The sequence below is a fragment of the Mycolicibacterium brisbanense genome, assembly GCF_001570425.1.
Lineage (GTDB): Bacteria > Actinomycetota > Actinomycetes > Mycobacteriales > Mycobacteriaceae > Mycobacterium > Mycobacterium brisbanense.
Window position 1 is genome coordinate 121,211 of the sequence record NZ_BCSX01000003.1, and the last position, 18,795, is coordinate 140,005.

Here is an 18,795-nt window from a genome sequence, read left to right on the forward strand (position 1 = left end):
GAGCGCTTGCGCGAAGAGGAGACCAGCACCGATGAGCGCTTGCGCGAAGAGGAGACCAGCACCGATGAGCACCAACCCGTTCGATGACGAGAGCGGCACCTTCGTCGTTCTGGTGAACGACGAGGACCAATTCAGCCTGTGGCCGGCGTTCGCCGACCGGCCCGCCGGATGGCGGGTGGCTTTCGGTGAGGGCAGCCGGTCGGACTGCCTGGCCTACGTCGAGCAGACCTGGACCGATCTGCGGCCCCGAAGCCTGCGCGAGGCCATGGCCCGATAGTCGGCCGCCTTCGTCACATCGGGGGCAGCGGCGAGTCCATGTCGTACAGCCGGGCATGCAGGATGGTGCGATTTCGCAGCGCCGCGCGCACCGCGCGGTGCAGGCCGTCCTCCAGATAGATGTCGCCGCGCCATCTCACGGCATGCGGGAACAGGTCGCCGTAGAACGTCGAATCCTCCGACAGGAGTCGATCCAGGGCCAGCACGGTCGTGGTGGTGACGATTTCGTCGAGACGCAGCTGCCGGGGCGGGATGCGTGACCAATCGCGGTAGGTCAACCCGTGTTCGGGGTACGGCTTGCCCTCGATGACACCCTTGAAGATCATCGCCGACCGGCCTCCGGGTTATCTGTACGCGGTCTTGGCAACGGCATGGTTGCCAAGGCTAGTACCCGCACCCGCCCGTGCGCACCAACTACAGAGTCGGTAAAGGTCCAGCTGGTCAGTAAAATAGAGCAAGCTATATCAGCTTGACGACGACTCGAAGGGCAGGTGAACAGTGGGTAGTGCCGACGACCGTCGATTCGAGGTGCTGCGCGCAATCGTTGCCGACTTCGTTGCCACCAAGGAGCCCATCGGCTCGAAGACCCTCGTCGAACGCCACAATCTCGGTGTGTCCAGCGCGACGGTGCGCAACGACATGGCGGTGTTGGAGGCCGAGGGGTACATCACCCAACCGCACACCAGCTCGGGCCGGGTACCCACCGAGAAGGGCTACCGCGAGTTCGTCGACCGCATCGACAACGTCAAACCGCTGTCGTCGTCGGAGCGCCGCGCGATCCTGAACTTCCTGGAGTCCGGCGTAGACCTCGACGACGTGCTGCGCCGGGCCGTGCGTCTGCTGGCGCAGCTGACCCGACAGGTGGCCATCGTCCAGTACCCGACTCTGTCCACGTCGACGGTGCGCCACCTCGAGGTGGTGGCCCTCACCCCGGCGCGGCTGCTGCTGGTGGTCATCACCGACACCGGCCGGGTGGACCAGCGGATCGTCGAGCTGGGCGACGCCATCGACGATCACGAGCTGTCCAAGCTGCGGGAGATGCTCGGCCAGGCACTCGAGGGCAAACCGCTGACCGCGGCGTCGGTCGCGGTGTCCGACCTCGCCAGTCAGCTCAACGGCAGCGGCGGCCTGGCCGACGCAGTGGGGCGTTCTGCGACCGTGCTGGTCGAGACGCTGGTCGAGCACGTCGAGGAGCGGCTGCTGCTCGGCGGTACGGCCAATCTGACCCGCAACACCGCCGACTTCGGAGGTTCGCTGCGGTCGGTGCTGGAAGCGCTCGAAGAGCAGGTCGTGGTGTTGCGGCTGCTGGCCGCGCAGCAGGAGGCCGGCAAGGTGACCGTGCGGATCGGTCACGAGACCGAAGCCGAGCAGATGGTGGGGACGTCAGTGGTGAGTACCGCGTACGGCAGCTCGGGCAAGGTGTACGGCGGCATGGGTGTGGTGGGACCCACTCGAATGGACTATCCGGGAACTATCGCTAATGTCGCTGCGGTTGCTCTGTACATAGGTGAAGTCTTAGGCAGCCGCTGAGCGCGGCAATCGAAAGGTCAGGCAAGGTCAGCGTGGCACGCGATTATTACGGCTTGCTCGGAGTGAGCAGTGGTGCGAGTGATTCGGAGATCAAGCGCGCCTATCGGCGGCTGGCTCGTGAACTGCATCCCGACGTCAACCCCGATGAGCAGGCCCAGGCTCGGTTCACCGAGATCCAGCTCGCCTACGAGGTGCTCAGTGATCCCGAGAAGCGCCGCATCGTCGACATGGGTGGGGATCCCCTGGAGTCGGTCGGCGGCGCGGCCAACGGCGGATTCAGCGGCTTCGGTGGGCTCGGCGACGTCTTCGAGGCGTTCTTCGGCGGCGGCACCACGTCCCGCGGTCCGATCGGCCGGGTGCGGCCCGGTGCGGATTCGTTGCTGCGGATGCGTCTGGACCTGGAGGAGTGCGCCACCGGGGTGACCAAGCAGGTCACCGTCGACACCGCGGTGCTGTGTGACCTGTGCCAGGGCAAGGGCACCAACGGCAAGTCCACCCCGGTCACGTGCGATACCTGTGGCGGGCGCGGTGAGATCCAGACCGTGCAGCGGTCCCTGCTGGGGCAGGTGATGACGGCACGCCCGTGTCCCGTGTGCGGCGGTGTCGGCGAAGTGATCCCGGATCCGTGCACCCGCTGCGGCGGCGACGGCCGAGTGCGGTCGCGGCGCGAGATCAGCGTCAAGATCCCGGCCGGTGTCGGCGACGGCATGCGGGTGCGGTTGGCCGCGCAGGGCGAGGTCGGTCCGGGCGGCGGCCCGGCAGGCGACCTCTACGTCGAGGTCCACGAGAAGCAGCACCCGATTTTCGTCCGCGACGGCGACGACCTGCACTGCACGGTGTCGGTGCCGATGGTCGACGCCGCGTTGGGCACGACCGTCACCGTCACCGACATCCTCGACGGCGACACCGAGATCGCCATCGCCGCCGGCACCCAGCCGGGGTCGGTCACGACGCTGCGCGGGCACGGCATGCCGCATCTGCGCTCGGGTGTACGGGGCGACCTGCACGCGCACATCGACGTGGTGGTGCCGTCGCGACTCGACCACACCGACATCGAACTGCTGAGCAAGCTCAAGGAGAACCGCACCCGCGACACCGCCGAGGTGCGCTCGACCCAGTCGGGCTCGGCGACCGGGAACGGCGGATTGTTCAGCCGGTTGCGCGAGACGTTCTCCGGCCGCTGACTTCGTGGCACCGCTGTGACGAGGGCACTGTTCTACCTTGACGCGCTGCCCGCGGCCGGTGAGGTGGCGCTGCTCGACGGTGACGAGGGCTTCCACGCGGCCAATGTGCGCCGTATCCGCGTCGGGGAAGAGATCGACCTCGCCGACGGCGCAGGCACCCTGGCCCATTGCGTCGTCGAAGAGACCGCAAAGGGGCGGCTGTCGGCCCGGGTGCTGCAGCGGCGCGTCGTCGCCGCCCCCAGCCCGCTGGTGACCATCGTGCAGGCGCTGCCGAAGTCCGATCGCTCGGAGCTGGCTGTGGAACTGGCCACCGAGGCCGGCGCGGATGGCTTTCTGGCCTGGCAGTCGGCCCGCTGCGTGGCCCGCTGGGACGGTCCGAAGGCGGACAAGGGTTTACGCCGGTGGGACGCGGTGGCTCGCGCGGCATCTCGGCAATCGCGCCGGGCCCGCATCCCGGCGGTCGACGGTGTGGTGTCGACCGCTGAGCTGACCCGGCGCGTCGCCGATGCCGTGGCCGCAGGCACGCTCGTGCTGGCGCTGCACGAGTCGGCGACCGCGCCGATCACCGAACTGGCTATCGCTCAAGCGGATTCACTGATGCTGATCGTCGGGCCGGAGGGCGGCATCGCCGACGAGGAGATCGCCGCGCTGAGTGCGGCCGGCGCCCGGGCGGTCCGGCTGGGGCCGACCGTGCTGCGCACGTCGACGGCCGCGGCGGTCGCGCTCGGCGCAATCGGGGCGCTCACGTCGCGATGGGCGTGACGGCGTTCACAGTTTGGTAGCCACGCAGACCCGCTAATCGGCCAATCCGGGCGGTTGAGCGATCAATTCCTGCCAGCCGCCGATCAATTTCTGCCACCGGAATTAAGTGCCTGACCTGCGCGTTCTAACCAGCAGACCGGCGATGAGCACACCACCGGCAAGCACTCAGAAGACGAAGGGTCCGGGGATCACCATGAAGAAGTTTGGATTTGCCACCATCATCGCAAGTGGAATGGCCGCCGCGGTTCTGGGGCTGGCCGGTGCTGCGCAGGCGGACGTCAGCCACCATGACTGGCTCGATCAGATCGGCCCGCATGTGACCGTGCCGCAGGTCGACACCTCCGTGCACCAGAGCCACTGACATTCAGCACTGATCGCGAAGGGGCGTCCCACGGGGACGCCCCTTCGTTGTCTGCGCTGCTTATCCATTGGGACGCTGTCACCGACCGGCGGTAAACTGGGGTGAGCAAACTGTCCTGGAACTGCCACAACTCGACATCCGGAAGTAGGAACCAAACCCCACGTGACGCCCCGCGAGACAACAGCCGATTCCTCGGCATCCGCATCGGAATCGGTCCGCAGCAGCATCAGTGTTCAACCCGACATCATCGTGGGTCTGCTGGGTTCGGCTGACGGAAACCTGAGGGCACTCGAACGCATGCTCGCCGCCGACATCCACGTGCGCGGCAACGAGATCACCTTTTCCGGCGAGCCCGCCGATGTGGCATTGGCCGAGCGCGTCGTCGCCGAGTTGGTGGCCGTGGTCTCCAGCGGGCAGGCGGTGACGCCGGACGCGGTGCGGCACAGCGTCGCGATCCTCACCGGAACCGAGGACGAGTCGCCCGCCGAGGTGCTGACGCTGGACATCCTGTCCCGGCGCGGCAAGACCATCCGGCCCAAGACGCTCAACCAGAAGCGCTATGTCGACGCCATCGACGCCCACACCATCGTGTTCGGCATCGGGCCGGCCGGCACCGGCAAGACCTACTTGGCCATGGCCAAGGCCGTCAGCGCACTGCAGACCAAGCAGGTCAGCCGCATCATCCTGACCCGCCCCGCGGTCGAAGCCGGTGAGCGCCTCGGCTTCCTGCCCGGCACCCTGAGCGAGAAGATCGACCCGTACCTGCGGCCGCTCTACGACGCTCTGCACGACATGATGGACCCCGAGCTGATCCCGAAGCTGATGAGCGCCGGGGTGATCGAGGTCGCGCCGCTGGCATATATGCGGGGCCGGGCGCAGCCCTTGTTCACCAACGTGCTCACGCCTGACGGCTTCCGCGCGATCGGCGAGATCAAGGTCGGCGACTTCGTGATCGGCTCGGATGGTTCACCGACCGAGGTCACGGGTGTCTACCCGCAGGGCTTCAAGGAGATCTACCGGGTCTACACCCAGGACGGCGCGTCGACGATGGCGTCCGGCGACCATCTGTGGGCCGTCTACACGGCATCGGACCGACGGCGAAACAAGCCGGCTCGGGTGCTGGAGACCAAGGAGATGATCGGGAATCTCCGAGCGGCCCACGCCCACCGCTACGAGCTGCCGCTGCTGAGTGCACCCGTGACGTTCCAATCTCGGCCGGTGCCGATGGATCCGTACGCTCTGGGGTTGTTGTTGGGCGAGGGATGCTTCTCCTCTCGCGCGACCCCGACATTCGCGACGAAGGACCCGGAGCTGGCGGAGGTGCTCGAGGCCCTTGTTCCCGGCATCGCGGTCCGCCGCAAGACTGAGATCGATTACGTGCTGAATCGCGTCGCGAGCCCTGGCGACGTGATCACGATCGAGAACCCGGTCACCGGTGCCATGCGCGCCCTCGGCTTGTCCGGCAAGAAATCTGACTCCAAATTCGTCCCCGAGGACTATCTGTTCAACTCGGCTGATGTGCGCCTAGCGGTGCTACAAGGCCTGCTCGATACCGACGGTGGTCCCGTCACCCAGCAGGGCCGCAGCTGCCGCATTCAGTACACGACAGTTTCCGATCAGCTGTGCGACAGCGTGATCTTCCTCGTCGAGTCACTGGGTGGGGTTGTCTACCTACGCACGCGTGATGCCGACGGGCGCAAACCCGGACTGGCGCGGGGACGCGAAGTTCACCATCGTTCCGAAGCCCACGTTCTCGACATCCGCCTACCTGCAGGTGTCGTACCGTTCCGGCTGTCGCGTAAGGCGGCGAATTACGACGCGACGGGTGGCGGCCGGCCGATGCGGTTCATCGATCGCATCGAACCGGCGGGCACCACGGAAGCCGTGTGCATCAGCGTCGCGGCCGAGGACTCGCTCTACGTCACCGAGGATTTTCTACTCACCCACAACACCCTCAACGACGCGTTCATCATCCTCGACGAGGCACAGAACACCACCGCCGAGCAGATGAAGATGTTCCTGACCAGGCTGGGGTTCGGGTCGAAGGTCGTCGTCACCGGCGACGTCACCCAGATGGATCTGCCCGGCGGCGCCACCTCGGGGCTGCGCGCGGCCATGACCATTCTCGACGGTATCGAAGACATCCATTTCGCCGAACTGACCAGTGCCGACGTGGTGCGCCACCGGCTGGTGTCGGAAATCGTCGACGCTTACGCACGACATGAGGAGCCGGCATTGCTGAACCGGGCCCAGCGCCGATCGTCCACCGGGCGGTCGCGGCGATGAGCATCGAGGTCTCCAACGAGTCGGGCATCGACGTCTCGGAATCGGAACTCATCAGCGTCGCACGGTTCGTCATCGAGAAGATGGATGTGCATCCGGCAGCCGAACTTTCGATGGTGTTGGTGGACAGCGCCGCGATGGCCGATCTGCACATGCGGTGGATGGACCTGCCGGGACCCACCGACGTCATGAGCTTCCCGATGGACGAGCTGGAGCCAGGAGGCAGGCCGGACTCGCCCGAGCCCGGCCCGGCGATGCTGGGCGACATCGTGCTGTGCCCCGAGTTCGCCGAGCAGCAAGCGGTCAAGGCGGGGCATTCGCTCGGCCAGGAACTGGCCCTGCTGACGGTGCACGGCGTGCTGCATCTGCTGGGCTACGACCACGCCGAGCCCGACGAGGAGAAGGAGATGTTCGCCTTGCAGCGCCAGCTCCTCGAAGAGTGGGTGGCCAACCAGGTACAGGCGTATCACGACGACCGTCAGACGCAGAAGGATCAGCGCCTGCTGGACGAGTCCCGATACTTCGATGAATTCAACTGCGGCGACCAACCGTGAGCGGTCTCGCCCCACTGCTCGGCGCCATCGCGCTGGTCGGGTTCGGCGGCCTGTTCGCAGCGATCGACGCGGCGTTGTCGACGGTGTCCATCGCCCGCATCGACGAACTGGTACGCGACGAGCGCCCCGGCGCGGTCCGGCTGGCGCGGGTCGTCGCGGAGCGTCCGCGCTACATCAATCTCGTGGTGCTGCTGCGTATTACGTGCGAAGTGTGTGCCACTGTGCTGCTGGTGGCCTACCTCGACGGTCATCTCGGGGTCAGCTGGGGTTTGGTGGCCGCGGCGGCGATCATGGTGGTGACCAGCTTCGTGGCCATCGGCGTCGGCCCGCGTACCGTCGGCAGGCAGAACGCCTACTCGATCGCGCTGGCGTCCGCCATTCCGCTGCAAGCGATTTCGGTGCTGCTTACGCCCATCAGCCGGCTGCTGGTGTTGATCGGTAACGCGCTCACGCCGGGCCGCGGGTTCCGCAACGGACCGTTCGCGTCCGAGATCGAGCTGCGCGAAGTCGTGGATCTGGCGCAGCAGCGCGGCGTGGTCGCCGATGAGGAACGCCGGATGATCCAGTCGGTGTTCGAACTCGGCGACACCCCGGCCCGCGAAGTGATGGTGCCCCGCACCGAGATGGTGTGGATCGAAAGCGACAAGTCGGCCGGGCAGGCCACCTCATTGGCGGTGCGCAGCGGACATTCGCGCATCCCGGTGATCGGGGAGAACGTCGACGACGTGGTGGGCGTGGTCTACCTCAAAGACCTTGTGCAGCAGACCTATTACTCCACCAACGGGGGCCGCGACACGACCGTCGCCCAGGTGATGCGTTCGGCGGTGTTCGTCCCCGATTCCAAACCGCTCGACGAACTGCTCAACGAGATGCAGCTGGCCCGTAACCACATGGCCTTGCTGGTCGACGAATACGGCGCGATCGCCGGGCTGGTCACCATCGAGGATGTGCTGGAGGAGATCGTCGGGGAGATCGCCGACGAGTACGACACCGACGAGGTGGCTCCCGTCGAGGAACTGGGCGACAAGCAGTTCCGGGTGTCGGCGCGCTTGCCGATCGAGGACCTGTGCGAACTGTACGACCTGGAGCCTGACGAGGACATGGACGTGGACACGGTCGGTGGTCTGCTGGCCCTGGAACTGGGTCGCGTCCCGCTGCCCGGTGCCGAGGTGAACTGGGGTCGGCTGCGGTTGCACGCGGAGGGCGGCCCCGATCACCGGGGCCGGGTGCGGGTCAACACCGTGCTGGTGAGTCCGGTCGAGACCGACGAAGAGGAGCAAGATTCAGATGACCGAGCTTGATGCCGAGGACACAAAACTCGTGGTGCTCGCCCGCGGGGCGATGGGCCGGGCCGAGGCCTCGGCGGGCGCCGCGGTTCGCGATCTCGACGGCCGCACCTACGCCGGGGCACCGGTAGCGCTGGCGGCGCTGCAGCTGACGGCGCTGCAGTCGGCGGTCGCGGCCGCGGTGTCCAGCGGCGCCGCGGGGCTGGAGGCGGCGGTGCTGGTCGGCGGTTCGGAGGACGACGCCGGAGTGGCTGCGGTGCGGGAGCTTTCCGCCGACGCCGCGGTGATCGTCACCGATCGCGCAGGAAATCCGCTATGAGCGACGAGCGCGAATTCCGGTCAGGCTTCGTCTGTTTCGTCGGCAGGCCCAACACCGGCAAGTCGACACTGACCAACGCCCTGGTCGGCAGCAAGGTCGCGATCACGTCGAACCGGCCGCAGACCACCCGGCACACCATCCGCGGGATCGTGCACCGCGAGGACTTTCAGATCATCCTGGTCGACACCCCCGGCCTGCACCGGCCGCGCACCCTGCTGGGGCAGCGGCTCAACGATCTGGTCAAGGACACCTACTCCGAGGTGGACGTGATCGGCTTGTGCATCCCCGCCGACGAGGCCATCGGGCCCGGAGACCGGTGGATCTATCAGCAGATCCGCGCGGTGGCGCCGAAGACGACGCTGATCGCCATCGTCACCAAGATCGACAAGGTGCCCAAGGACCGCGTTGCCGCGCAGCTGATTTCGGTCAGTGAATTGGTCGGGCCCGACACCGACATCGTGCCGGTCTCGGCCACCGCCAACGAACAACTCGACGTGCTCACCGATGTCCTGGTCTCCAAGCTGCCGCCCGGCCCTGCCTACTATCCCGACGGCGAACTGACCGATGAGCCCGAGGAAGTCCTGATGGCCGAGCTCATCCGCGAAGCCGCGCTGGAAGGTGTGCGTGACGAACTCCCGCATTCGCTCGCCGTGGTGATCGAGGACGTCGAAGAGCGCGAGGGACGCGACGACCTCATCGACGTGCACGCCATCCTCTACGTCGAACGCGACAGCCAGAAGGGCATCGTCATCGGCAAGGGCGGCGCGCGCCTGCGCGAGGTCGGCACCGCGGCCCGCACCCAGATCGAAAAGCTGCTCGGCACAAAGGTTTACCTCGACCTGCGGGTGAAGATCGCGAAGAACTGGCAGCGCGACCCCAAACAGCTTGGGCGGCTGGGATTCTGAGTCTCAGGACCGGGTGAAGACGCAGTGCGCGCTACCGCCGATCGGCTGTTCGGCCACGACCTTGCCGTCCAGCGTGATGCGGCAGCCCGGGCCGGGTGTGTCGCGGCCGGTCGCGACGACCTGCAACATCTGGACATCGGGTCCGATGGTCATGGTTCGCTGCCACGGGATCTTGGTGTGATCAGGGACGTCGGCTCCCGAGGGGTCGGTGACGATGTTGTACACCTCGCCGGATCCGGTGACCTCGAACAGGACGGTTGACCCGTTGGCCGACGCGCCGGGGGTGGGCACCGGCTGGGTAGCCTGCTTGCGAGACGCCGCGGCGGCATTGTCGTTGAGCATCTGCTGGCGGAAGTCCGGTGTGACACAGATGGTGTCGCCGTCGAACGCCTCGCGCCACACGTAACCCTGGGCGCAACTCTGCGGGCCGTACGCGCCGTTGGGGTCCTTGTGCGCGCCGGGGTTGGAATTCTGCTGAAGTACCGTCGACCGCTCGTCCGGGGTGACGCAGACGGTGTCGCCGGTGCGAGCCTCCCGCCAGACGTAACCCTGGATACAGGTGTCGGGTCCGTAGGGGAGGGGATCAGCCGCGGCCGGAACCGGGATGACGACGGCCGTGCCGATGACCGCAGCCGCAGCTGATCGGGTGAGATTCCTGATTGCCATGGGAGCCTCCGGATGCTTGTGGAACGCGGACCGGCGGCTGTCGGCCGCCTGGCATCAGGCTAGGAAGATCCTGTGTGACGCGGATAGAGTAGGCGACTACTCGATCCTTTGCTCACCGCGGCGAAGGCGCTTGAGAACTCAGGTGAGTGCGTTGACTGCCGCAGCCGCCAGCGACGCGTCCGGGATGTCTGTGACGTCCTCGATGACCTTCACCGGACGGTCCTGTGGGGTGTTCCACCACGGCGTGGGTTGTCGTGCGGCCCAATCGTTGAGGGCCTCCAGCTCGGCGGCCAGCGAGATCAGCAGCGGCTCGCTGTGGGCCGGGCCCATCAGTTGCACGCCGATGGGCAACCCGTCGGAGGTGAATCCGGCCGGAACGTTGATCGCGGGCCAACCCAACAGATTCCATGGCCACGTCAGCGGGCAGTACCGGATGGCGCTGCGTTCGGTGGCGGCCCAACCGCGCCGGTCGAATTCATGGGTCAGTGGCGGTGGCTGCGCGGTGGTGGGCGCGATGATGACGTCGACGAGATTGAAGATCCAGCCGACGCGGCGCCGAGCTTCGGCCTCGTGGGCCCGCGCCTTACGCAACACGTCCTGGGACAGGAGCCGGCCGATGCGCATGTTCATCACCGTGCGCTCGTCGTAGTCGACCCCGAGCTCGCGGTCATCCAACCGCTCAGCCCAGTCCAGCAGCCCGGCGGTGGAGCGGGACAGGAAGTCCCACGACATCCGCAGGCTGTAGTTGGGATCTTTTCGGACGACGCTGTGTCCGAGCTGGTCGAGTTGCTCGGCGACCGTCTGCAACGCAGCGAGGATCTCCGGGTCCAGCTTGGCCCGCACCCCGGTGAACGGGAATGCCGTCGACATCGCCACCCGCAGCGGTCCCGGTGCCTGCGCCACATGATCGGCGGCCTGCACAGGTGGTGGCTGGTGCAGATCACCGGGGGCGTTGCCCGACGCCGCGTCGAGCACCAGCGCCGCGTCGGTGACCGTGCGGGCCAGCACCCCGTTGACGGTGATTCCGTTGAACGCCTCGGGTAGCGGCCAGGTGGAGATCCGGCCGCGCTGCGGTTTGATGCCGACCAGATGCGTCCACGCGGCGGGGATGCGGACGCTGCCCGCACCGTCCGAGCCGATGGCCGCGGTCACCAGTCCGGCGGCGACGGCCGCTGCGCTGCCCCCGGAGGAGCCGCCCGCACTGTGCTTGCGCGACCAGGGATTGCGGGTGTGTCCGAATGCCGGCCCACCGGTGAACGGCCATTGCCCGAGCTCGCAGGTGTTGGTCTTGCCGACGATGACCGCGCCGGCCTGCTTGAGGCGACGCACCACCTCGGCGTCGGCCGTGGCCGGGGCGACCTCTGCATCGGTGCCGAACCGGGTGGGCACCCCGGCGATGTCGACGTCGTCTTTGACCGCGATGGGAATTCCCAACAGCGGCAGTTGTTTACCGGCTGCGCGTATGCGGTCGGCGGCGGCGGCGTCGGCCATCGCCTGCTCGGCGAGCACCACCCGGAACGCGTTGAGGGTGGACTGGCTGGCAGCGATGGCGTGCAGTGACCGCTGCACCAGTTGCTCAGAGGTGACGGCGCCACTGGCGAGTTGGTACAGCTGGCTGACGAGGGTAGGGAAGACCGGAGAGGTCGCGTCGGTGGCCGTGGATTTTCCCATCGCTCCTGAGGATATCGGCGGTGCGTTCCGAAATCTGTCGGGCCACGATGAGAGACTGTCACGATGCGGCTGTACCGGGACCGGGCGGTGGTGCTGCGCCAGCACAAGCTCGGCGAGGCCGACCGGATTGTCACCCTGCTCACCCGCGACCATGGCTTGGTCCGCGCGGTGGCCAAGGGTGTGCGGCGTACCCGCAGCAAGTTCGGCGCCCGGCTGGAGCCTTTCGCTCACATCGATGTCCAGCTGCATCCCGGCCGCAATCTCGACATCGTCACCCAGGTCCAGGCCATCGACGCGTTCGCCGCCGACATCGTCAGCGATTACGGTCGCTACACCTGCGCGTGCGCCATGCTGGAGACCGCCGAACGGTTGGCCGGCGAAGAGCGGGCGCCCATGCCCGCGCTGCACCGCTTGACGGTGGCGGCCCTGCGGGCGGTCGCCGACGGCTCGCGGGCTCGGGAGCTGGTGCTCGATTCCTATCTGCTGCGGGCGATGGCGGTGGCCGGCTGGGCGCCGGCGCTGACCGAATGTGCCCGCTGTGCCGCGCCCGGCCCGCACCGCGCGTTCCACGTCGCGGCGGGCGGCAGCGTGTGCGTGCACTGCCGGCCCAGCGGATCGTCCACGCCGCCGCAGGCGGTACTCGAGCTGATGGCGGCGTTGCACGACGGCGACTGGGAATACGCCGAGACGACGACGTCAGGGCACCGCAGCCAGGCCAGCGGGCTCATCGCCGCGCATCTGCAGTGGCACCTGGAGCGCCAGCTGCGGACATTGCCTCTGGTGGAGCGGGCCTACCGCGTGGATCGGACGGTCGCCGATCGCCGGGCCGCGCTGGTCGGGCAGGATATGGCACATGGCATTCAAACGGGGCAAGACGACCTACCCGCAGCTGCCCCCGGCGCCTGACGACTACCCGGTCTTCCCGGATACGTCGACGTGGCCGGTGGTCTTCCCGGAATTGCCGCCCAACACCAACGGTCGTTTCTCGCGCCCGCCGCAGCACACGTCCAAGGCGTCCGCGCCGAAGATCCCGGCCGACCAGGTGCCCAATCACGTCGCCGTGGTGATGGACGGCAACGGCCGCTGGGCCACCCAGCGAGGCCTCGGCCGTACCGAGGGGCACAAGATGGGTGAGGCGGTGTTGATCGACATCACCTGTGGCGCAATCGAAATCGGTATCAAGCATCTGAGCGTGTACGCGTTCTCCACCGAGAACTGGAAGCGCAGCACCGAGGAAGTCCGGTTCCTGATGGGCTTCAACCGTGAGGTGGTGCGGCGGCGTCGGGAGAACCTGGACGCCATGGGCGTGAACATGCGCTGGGTCGGCTCACGTCCCAAGATGTGGCGCAGCGTCATCAAGGAGTTCGACATCGCCGAGCAGATGACCGTCGGCAACGACGTCATCACCGTCAACTACTGCGTGAACTACGGCGGCCGTACCGAGATCGTCGAGGCGGCGCAGGCGTTGGCCCAGGAAGCGGCCGACGGCAAGATCAATCCGGGCCGCATCAGCGAGGCATCTTTCGCCAAGCATCTGCACCGGCCCGACATCCCCGACGTCGACCTGTTCATCCGCACATCGGGGGAGCAGCGGGCCAGCAACTTCCTGCTGTGGCAGGCCGCGTACGCGGAGTTCGTGTTCCAGGACAAGCTGTGGCCGGATTACGACCGTCGCGATCTGTGGGCGGCCTGCGAGGAGTACGTCAACCGCAACCGCCGCTTCGGCAGGGCCGAATGACCGGTCTGTTGCAGCAATTGGCCTCCGCTCTCGGTGCGGTGATGTCGGTCGTCGAGGAGGAGGACGACGCGCTGACCGTCACGGTCGACGGATCGGTCGCCTCGGTGCGGGTCGTCACCATCGCCGAAGGGCTGGAGATGGTGTCATTGACCCAGCCGTTGGCGTGGGACCTGCCGCTCAACAACAAGATTCGCGAACGGGTCGCCGGCCACGCCAGCCGGACCATGCTGGGTTCGGTGGTGCTGGTGGAGAAGCTGGTCACCACGCCCGCCAACGGGGCCACCCCGAAGGGATCGACGCGCAAGAGCCCCGCGAAGAAGGTCGCCGACGTGATGCTGCGCTACAACTTCCCGGCAGCCGGGCTCACCGACGACGCACTGCGCACGCTGATCCTGATGGTGTTGGCCACGGGCGCGGACGTGCGTCGCGATCTCATGTCATGACGGTTCTGCACATCGTGGCCGCCGTCGTGCTCGATGAGCGCAAGCAGGTGTTGGTGGTCCGCAAGCGGGGCACCTCGTCGTTCATGCAACCCGGCGGCAAGATCGAGCCGGGGGAACAGCCGCTGGCGGCGCTGGGCCGCGAGGTCGACGAAGAGCTCGGCGCCCGGTTCGATCCGGCGACGGCCCGTCCGCTCGGGCGCTACACCGCCGTCGCCGCCAACGAGCCCGGCCATACCGTCGACGCACATCTGTACCTGGTCGATCTCGACCGCGAACCGCATCCGGCGGCCGAAATCGAGGAGATGACCTGGATCGACCCGCACGATCCCGGGGACATCGAGCTGGCCCCGCTGACCCGGCAGACCGTGCTGGCTCTGGCGCGCGATTCGGTCTAGTGGAGAAGGTGCGGGAAGGTGTGTCCGGGGGTAGGGCAAGCCCCACCCCGAACACGCGGGTGCACCGGATGGGAGTGGGCTCGCGAAGTGCCTAGCGTCGAGAGCATGAGCACCGCCCCCGCGCTGGCCCGCGCGGCGCAGCGCGAACGAGTCGGCATCGTCCGTCAGCTCGGCGTAGACACCGGCTACACGTTGCTCGGATTCCCGCTCGCCATCGCGAGTTGCAGTGTCGCCGTGACCGGGCTGTCGACGGGCCTCGGCACGCTGGTCATCCTCGTCGGCCTCCCCGTTCTCGCCGGCACGCTGTTCGCCGCGCGCTTCTTCGCCGACGTCGAGCGGTGGCGCATTCCTGCCGTGCTGCGTCGGCCGCGCACCCGGCCGAACTATCGGACACCCGAACCGGGTGCCGGCGCCTGGAACCGGATCCTCAACCCGCTCACCCAGATCCAGTTCTGGCTCGACCTCGCGCACGGCATCCTGTATTTCCCGATCGCGGTGACGACGTTCTGCATCGTGGTGAGCTGGTGGGCTGTGGCGATCGGCGGCACGTTGACCGTCGCGTGGGATTGGAGCATCCCGCGTGGCCCGGACAACCGGTCGCTGGCTCAGCTGATCGGGCTCGGCGACAGCACCTTTGCGCGGGTCGGCCTGCAGACCGCCATCGGCGTGGTCTGCCTGATCAGCCTGCCATTCGTGGTGCGGGGCTGCGCGCTCATGTCGGCAGGCTTCAGCCGTCTGCTGCTGACCGGTGTGGCCGAGATGCGGCAGACGATCACCGTGCTGACGGAGCAGAAAGCGGCCGCGGCCTCGGCCGAGGCGACCTCGCTGCGCCGGCTGGAGCGGGATATCCACGACGGACCCCAACAACGACTCGTGCGTCTCGCGATGGACCTGAGCCGCGCCCGCCAGCAGCTGGACAGGGATCCGGCGGCGCTGCGACAGACGCTCGACGAGGCGCTCGGACAAACCCAAGAGACCTTGGACGAGCTGCGCACGCTGTCGCGCGGCATCGCGCCGCCGGTGCTCACCGACCGTGGCCTTCCCAGCGCGCTGGCCGCGCTGGCAGTCCGGTGCACTGTCCCGGTCGAGCTCGTCATCGACCCCGACCTGGGCACCCCTGCCGGTCGGCTCGATGCCGCGGTGGAGACCGCTGCCTACTTTTCTGTCGCCGAGGCGCTGACCAACGTCGCCAAGCACAGCGGCGCCGCGAATTGCTGGGTCACCGTGGCGCATGGGCCTGGTCGGCTCGGCGTCGAGATCGTCGACGACGGGGACGGTGGTGCACATGTCGCGAAGGGGCACGGGCTGTCTGGCCTGGCCGACCGGGTGCGGGCGGTAGGCGGCGCGCTCAGCGTGGTCAGCCCCGCGGGCGGACCGACGACGATCGGGGTGGAGATGCCGTGCTGAGGGTCGTGGTCGCCGACGATGCCGTGCTGCTGCGGGAGGGCCTGATCCGGCTGCTGACCGAGAACGGTCATGACGTCGTTGCCGCGGTAGGTGACGGGCCGTCGCTGGTGCGGGCGATCGAAGAGCACCGGCCGGATGTCTCGGTGGTGGATGTCCGGATGCCGCCGTCACATACCGATGAGGGACTGCGCGCCGCGGTCGAGGCGCGTCGGCGAGTGCCCCGTTCGCCTGTGCTCGTGTTGTCTCAGTACGTCGAGGTTTCCTATGCCGACGATTTGCTGGCCGACGGGGCCGGCGCGATCGGCTATCTGCTCAAAGACCGGGTCTCGGCGATCGACGAATTCCTCGATGCGGTGCAACGGGTGGCGTCCGGCGGCACGGTGTTCGATGCGGATGTGGTGGCCCAGCTGTTGGTGCGACGCCGTCGCGACGACCCGCTGCGGCACATGACCGAGCGCGAGCAAGCGGTGCTCGCGTTGATGGCCGAGGGCCGATCCAATACGAGCATTGCCCGCACACTCGTGATCAGTCACGGCGCGGTGGAGAAGCACATCGGCTCCATCTTCGCCAAGCTGACGCTGCCGCCCGACCACGAGCAGAATCGCCGGGTGCTCGCCGTGCTGGCGTATCTGCGCTGCTAGTCGGCTGACCCGCCGCACTCGCCGCACACCCCGAAGATCTCGATGGTGTGGCTGATGTCGGAGAAACCGTGCTCGCGGGCGACCTCGGCGGCCCAGGATTCCACGTCACCACCGGAGACCTCGACCGTCGAGCCGCAGGTGCGGCACACCAGGTGATGGTGATGGTGTTCCGAGCACCGGCGGTACACCGATTCACCGGTGTCGGTGCGCAGGGTGTCGACGACGCCTGCGGTGGCCATCGTCTGCAGCGTGCGGTACACCGTGGTCAGGCCGATGCCCTCGCCGCGGCGGCGCAACTCGTCATGAAGCTCCTGAGCGGAGCGGAAGCCCTCGGTCTCGTTGAGCAGCTCGGCGATCGCCGCCCGTTGCCGGGTGGACCGGACCGCGCCCGTCACCGACGGTCCTCGCAGGCGTGCGCGACCGCGTCGACGACGATGTGGGCCAGGTGGTGATCGACGAGGCGGTAGAGCACCTCGCGGCCCGCGCGCTCACTGGACACCACGCCGGCCTGCTTGAGGATTCGTAGGTGCTGGCTGACCAGGGGCTGCGGAACGTCCAGGGCATCGACAAGCTCGTGGACGCAGCGCCCCGACTGCTGTAGCTGCAGCACGATCGCGATGCGTACCGGCGCGGCCAGTGCGCGCAACAGCTCGCCGGCGGTGTCGAGCACCTGGCGCGGCGGAAGTTCCAGTGCCGGGACGCCGGCGTGATCGTGCACCGCGTCGTGGTCGGCGTCGGGATCAGGTGGCGTAGTATCGGCGAAATTGGAAACGGTTTTCATTAACCGATAGAATACATGCGCGGAATCGCATGTCAACAGTTCCGGCGGATTATCGGTGCTCGCGCGGTATCGCTACTCTGTTGCACCGTGGCATCCATCATCGACACCGTTGCGAACCTGGCCAAACGCCGTGGTCTGGTCTATCAGTCCGGCGAAATCTACGGCGGCACGAAGTCGGCGTGGGATTACGGGCCACTTGGTGTCGAGCTCAAGGAGAACATCAAGCGGCAGTGGTGGCGTTCTGTGGTCACCGGCCGCGACGACGTCGTCGGTCTCGACAGCGCCATCATCCTGCCCCGGCAGGTGTGGGTGGCCTCCGGTCACGTCGACGTGTTCAACGACCCGCTCGTGGAGTGCCTGAACTGCCACAAGCGCCACCGCCAGGACCACATGCAAGAGGCCTATGCCCTGAAGAAGGGCATCGATGATCCCGACTCGGTGCCGATGGACGAGATCGTCTGCCCCGACTGCGGCACCAAGGGCCAGTGGACCGAGCCGCGCGACTTCAACATGATGCTCAAGACGTACCTCGGCCCGATCGAGAGCGAGGAGGGTCTGCACTACCTGCGGCCCGAGACCGCGCAGGGCATCTTCGTCAACTTCGCCAACGTGGTAACCACCGCGCGCAAGAAGCCGCCGTTCGGCATCGGCCAGATCGGCAAGAGCTTCCGCAACGAGATCACGCCCGGCAACTTCATCTTCCGCACGCGCGAGTTCGAACAGATGGAGATGGAGTTCTTCGTCGAGCCCTCGACCGCAGGCGAATGGCACAAGTACTGGATCGACACCCGGCTGCAGTGGTACATCGACCTGGGCATCGACCCGGAGAACCTGCGCCTGTACGAGCACCCGCTGGAGAAGCTGTCGCACTACAGCGCAGGCACCACCGACATCGAGTACAAGTTCGGTTTCGCAGGCAACCCGTGGGGTGAGCTGGAAGGCATCGCCAACCGCACCAACTTCGACTTGTCCACGCACTCAGAGCATTCCGGCACCGACCTGTCGTTCTACGATCAGGCCACCGACACCCGGTATGTGCCGTACGTGATCGAGCCGGCAGCCGGTCTGACCCGCTCGCTGATGGCGTTCCTCGTCGACTCCTACACCGAGGACGAGGCGCCCAACGCCAAGGGCGGTGTGGACAAGCGCACGGTGCTCAAGCTCGACCCGCGGCTGGCCCCGGTCAAGGCCGCGGTGCTGCCGCTGTCGCGGCATGCCGACCTGTCGCCGAAGGCCCGGGACCTCGCCGCCGAGCTGCGCAAGAGCTGGAACGTCGAGTTCGACGACGCCGGCGCCATCGGCCGCCGCTACCGCCGCCAGGACGAGATCGGCACGCCGTACTGCGTGACCGTCGATTTCGACACGCTCGAGGACGGCGCGGTGACCATCCGCGAGCGTGACGCCATGACCCAGGAGCGTGTCGCACTGGACAAGGTGTCCGACTACCTCGCGGTACGGCTCAAGGGCTGCTGACTTTTTCTCCGCCGAGCAGACGCTGCGGTTCCCGACACGCCGGGTGGTTTCTAGGGGTCGTCGCAATGCTGCTGGTTATTGGGTTTGTAGTAGATCACGTAGTCGTTCGGCTGGGGTGTT

At 67.3% G+C, this 18,795-nt stretch carries 22 protein-coding genes; 17 read left to right on the plus strand and 5 right to left on the minus strand.

Annotation, left to right across the window (positions count from 1 at the left end; translation table 11 throughout):
• Window positions 1–64 precede the first annotated feature (64 nt).
• Window positions 65–277 (plus strand): MbtH family protein, encoded by a 213-nt coding sequence (locus RMCB_RS01180; protein WP_062827293.1) that lies wholly within the window; start codon window positions 65–67, stop codon window positions 275–277.
• Window positions 278–290: 13 nt separating this feature from the next.
• On the opposite strand, the gene RMCB_RS01185 is transcribed toward RMCB_RS01180, so the two are convergent.
• The gene (locus tag RMCB_RS01185) at window positions 291–602 is read right to left on the minus strand and encodes a type II toxin-antitoxin system VapB family antitoxin (RefSeq protein WP_029373149.1); all 312 of its coding nucleotides are present in this window, start codon (window positions 600–602) and stop codon (window positions 291–293) included.
• Window positions 603–774: 172 nt separating this feature from the next.
• On the opposite strand from RMCB_RS01185, the gene hrcA reads away from it, so the two are divergent.
• From hrcA to era, 9 genes are all read left to right on the plus strand, one after another.
• The gene (hrcA, locus tag RMCB_RS01190) at window positions 775–1,806 is read left to right on the plus strand and encodes a heat-inducible transcriptional repressor HrcA (RefSeq protein ID WP_062827294.1); all 1,032 of its coding nucleotides are present in this window, start codon (window positions 775–777) and stop codon (window positions 1,804–1,806) included.
• Between the two features lie 32 nt (window positions 1,807–1,838).
• On the plus strand, window positions 1,839–2,990 hold the full coding sequence (gene dnaJ, locus RMCB_RS01195) for a molecular chaperone DnaJ (RefSeq protein ID WP_029373147.1): 1,152 nt from the start codon (window positions 1,839–1,841) through the stop codon (window positions 2,988–2,990).
• A gap of 15 nt (window positions 2,991–3,005) precedes the next feature.
• On the plus strand, window positions 3,006–3,752 hold the full coding sequence (locus tag RMCB_RS01200) for a 16S rRNA (uracil(1498)-N(3))-methyltransferase (RefSeq protein ID WP_062827295.1): 747 nt from the start codon (window positions 3,006–3,008) through the stop codon (window positions 3,750–3,752).
• A gap of 142 nt (window positions 3,753–3,894) precedes the next feature.
• The gene (locus RMCB_RS01205; RefSeq protein ID WP_062827296.1) at window positions 3,895–4,113 is read left to right on the plus strand and encodes a hypothetical protein; all 219 of its coding nucleotides are present in this window, start codon (window positions 3,895–3,897) and stop codon (window positions 4,111–4,113) included.
• Window positions 4,114–4,275: 162 nt separating this feature from the next.
• Window positions 4,276–6,399, plus strand: coding sequence for a PhoH family protein (locus tag RMCB_RS01210; protein WP_062827297.1), 2,124 nt, complete (start codon window positions 4,276–4,278; stop codon window positions 6,397–6,399).
• Window positions 6,396–6,950, plus strand: coding sequence for an rRNA maturation RNase YbeY (ybeY, locus tag RMCB_RS01215; protein ID WP_062827298.1), 555 nt, complete (start codon window positions 6,396–6,398; stop codon window positions 6,948–6,950). The genes RMCB_RS01210 and ybeY overlap by 4 nt, the downstream gene beginning before the upstream one ends.
• On the plus strand, window positions 6,947–8,251 hold the full coding sequence (locus RMCB_RS01220) for a hemolysin family protein (RefSeq protein WP_062827299.1): 1,305 nt from the start codon (window positions 6,947–6,949) through the stop codon (window positions 8,249–8,251). The genes ybeY and RMCB_RS01220 overlap by 4 nt, the downstream gene beginning before the upstream one ends.
• Window positions 8,238–8,555 (plus strand): cytidine deaminase-like protein, encoded by a 318-nt coding sequence (locus RMCB_RS01225; protein ID WP_029373142.1) that lies wholly within the window; start codon window positions 8,238–8,240, stop codon window positions 8,553–8,555. The genes RMCB_RS01220 and RMCB_RS01225 overlap by 14 nt, the downstream gene beginning before the upstream one ends.
• Window positions 8,552–9,460 (plus strand): GTPase Era, encoded by a 909-nt coding sequence (gene era, locus RMCB_RS01230; RefSeq protein ID WP_062827300.1) that lies wholly within the window; start codon window positions 8,552–8,554, stop codon window positions 9,458–9,460. The genes RMCB_RS01225 and era overlap by 4 nt, the downstream gene beginning before the upstream one ends.
• A 3-nt stretch (window positions 9,461–9,463) precedes the next feature.
• Here the strand turns inward: era and RMCB_RS01235 are convergent, their stop codons facing one another.
• Both RMCB_RS01235 and RMCB_RS01240 read right to left on the minus strand, forming a co-directional pair.
• Window positions 9,464–10,126 carry a hypothetical protein gene (locus RMCB_RS01235; protein WP_029373140.1) on the minus strand — a complete coding sequence of 221 codons (663 nt, stop codon included), beginning with the start codon at window positions 10,124–10,126 and terminating at the stop codon, window positions 9,464–9,466.
• Window positions 10,127–10,264: 138 nt separating this feature from the next.
• The gene (locus RMCB_RS01240) at window positions 10,265–11,797 is read right to left on the minus strand and encodes an amidase (protein ID WP_062827301.1); all 1,533 of its coding nucleotides are present in this window, start codon (window positions 11,795–11,797) and stop codon (window positions 10,265–10,267) included.
• A 63-nt stretch (window positions 11,798–11,860) separates the two neighbouring features.
• Here RMCB_RS01240 and recO point away from each other — a divergent pair, with 63 nt between their 5' ends.
• From recO to RMCB_RS01270, 6 genes are all read left to right on the plus strand, one after another.
• Window positions 11,861–12,703, plus strand: coding sequence for a DNA repair protein RecO (gene recO, locus RMCB_RS01245; RefSeq protein ID WP_029373138.1), 843 nt, complete (start codon window positions 11,861–11,863; stop codon window positions 12,701–12,703).
• Window positions 12,651–13,535, plus strand: coding sequence for a decaprenyl diphosphate synthase (locus tag RMCB_RS01250; protein WP_062827302.1), 885 nt, complete (start codon window positions 12,651–12,653; stop codon window positions 13,533–13,535). The genes recO and RMCB_RS01250 overlap by 53 nt, the downstream gene beginning before the upstream one ends.
• Complete coding sequence (locus tag RMCB_RS01255) at window positions 13,532–13,978, plus strand: hypothetical protein (RefSeq protein WP_062827303.1); 447 nt, start codon at window positions 13,532–13,534, stop codon at window positions 13,976–13,978. Before RMCB_RS01250 ends, RMCB_RS01255 begins: the two co-directional genes overlap by 4 nt.
• A complete protein-coding gene (locus tag RMCB_RS01260; RefSeq protein WP_062827304.1) occupies window positions 13,975–14,373 on the plus strand; it encodes an NUDIX hydrolase in 399 nt (132 codons plus the stop codon). The genes RMCB_RS01255 and RMCB_RS01260 overlap by 4 nt, the downstream gene beginning before the upstream one ends.
• Before the next feature lie 105 nt (window positions 14,374–14,478).
• Window positions 14,479–15,780 carry a sensor histidine kinase gene (locus tag RMCB_RS01265; protein ID WP_062827305.1) on the plus strand — a complete coding sequence of 434 codons (1,302 nt, stop codon included), beginning with the start codon at window positions 14,479–14,481 and terminating at the stop codon, window positions 15,778–15,780.
• A complete protein-coding gene (locus RMCB_RS01270; protein WP_062827313.1) occupies window positions 15,777–16,421 on the plus strand; it encodes a response regulator transcription factor in 645 nt (214 codons plus the stop codon). The genes RMCB_RS01265 and RMCB_RS01270 overlap by 4 nt, the downstream gene beginning before the upstream one ends.
• Here the strand turns inward: RMCB_RS01270 and RMCB_RS01275 are convergent.
• Window positions 16,418–16,816, minus strand: coding sequence for a Fur family transcriptional regulator (locus tag RMCB_RS01275; RefSeq protein ID WP_062827306.1), 399 nt, complete (start codon window positions 16,814–16,816; stop codon window positions 16,418–16,420). The two genes, RMCB_RS01270 and RMCB_RS01275, sit on opposite strands and share 4 nt — an antisense overlap.
• Window positions 16,813–17,202, minus strand: a complete 390-nt coding sequence (locus RMCB_RS01280) for an ArsR/SmtB family transcription factor (protein WP_029373131.1) — start codon at window positions 17,200–17,202, stop codon at window positions 16,813–16,815. Before RMCB_RS01280 ends, RMCB_RS01275 begins: the two co-directional genes overlap by 4 nt.
• 87 nt (window positions 17,203–17,289) lie before the next feature.
• Here RMCB_RS01280 and RMCB_RS01285 point away from each other — a divergent pair, with 87 nt between their 5' ends.
• Window positions 17,290–18,675, plus strand: a complete 1,386-nt coding sequence (locus RMCB_RS01285) for a glycine--tRNA ligase (RefSeq protein ID WP_029373130.1) — start codon at window positions 17,290–17,292, stop codon at window positions 18,673–18,675.
• Window positions 18,676–18,795 lie beyond the last annotated feature (120 nt).

Bases quoted from the DNA above. Each gene is read 5' to 3' on its own strand.
- RMCB_RS01180 (WP_062827293.1), top strand. From the start codon at position 65: ATGAGCACCAACCCGTTCGATGACGAGAGCGGCACCTTCGTCGTTCTG.
- RMCB_RS01185 (WP_029373149.1), bottom strand. From the start codon at position 602: ATGATCTTCAAGGGTGTCATCGAGGGCAAGCCGTACCCCGAACACGGG.
- RMCB_RS01205 (WP_062827296.1), top strand. From the start codon at position 3,895: ATGAGCACACCACCGGCAAGCACTCAGAAGACGAAGGGTCCGGGGATC.
- ybeY (WP_062827298.1), top strand. From the start codon at position 6,396: ATGAGCATCGAGGTCTCCAACGAGTCGGGCATCGACGTCTCGGAATCG.
- RMCB_RS01225 (WP_029373142.1), top strand. From the start codon at position 8,238: ATGACCGAGCTTGATGCCGAGGACACAAAACTCGTGGTGCTCGCCCGC.
- era (WP_062827300.1), top strand. From the start codon at position 8,552: ATGAGCGACGAGCGCGAATTCCGGTCAGGCTTCGTCTGTTTCGTCGGC.
- RMCB_RS01235 (WP_029373140.1), bottom strand. From the start codon at position 10,126: ATGGCAATCAGGAATCTCACCCGATCAGCTGCGGCTGCGGTCATCGGC.
- RMCB_RS01240 (WP_062827301.1), bottom strand. From the start codon at position 11,797: ATGGGAAAATCCACGGCCACCGACGCGACCTCTCCGGTCTTCCCTACC.
- recO (WP_029373138.1), top strand. From the start codon at position 11,861: ATGCGGCTGTACCGGGACCGGGCGGTGGTGCTGCGCCAGCACAAGCTC.
- RMCB_RS01250 (WP_062827302.1), top strand. From the start codon at position 12,651: ATGGCATTCAAACGGGGCAAGACGACCTACCCGCAGCTGCCCCCGGCG.
- RMCB_RS01255 (WP_062827303.1), top strand. From the start codon at position 13,532: ATGACCGGTCTGTTGCAGCAATTGGCCTCCGCTCTCGGTGCGGTGATG.
- RMCB_RS01260 (WP_062827304.1), top strand. From the start codon at position 13,975: ATGACGGTTCTGCACATCGTGGCCGCCGTCGTGCTCGATGAGCGCAAG.
- RMCB_RS01265 (WP_062827305.1), top strand. From the start codon at position 14,479: ATGAGCACCGCCCCCGCGCTGGCCCGCGCGGCGCAGCGCGAACGAGTC.
- RMCB_RS01280 (WP_029373131.1), bottom strand. From the start codon at position 17,202: ATGAAAACCGTTTCCAATTTCGCCGATACTACGCCACCTGATCCCGAC.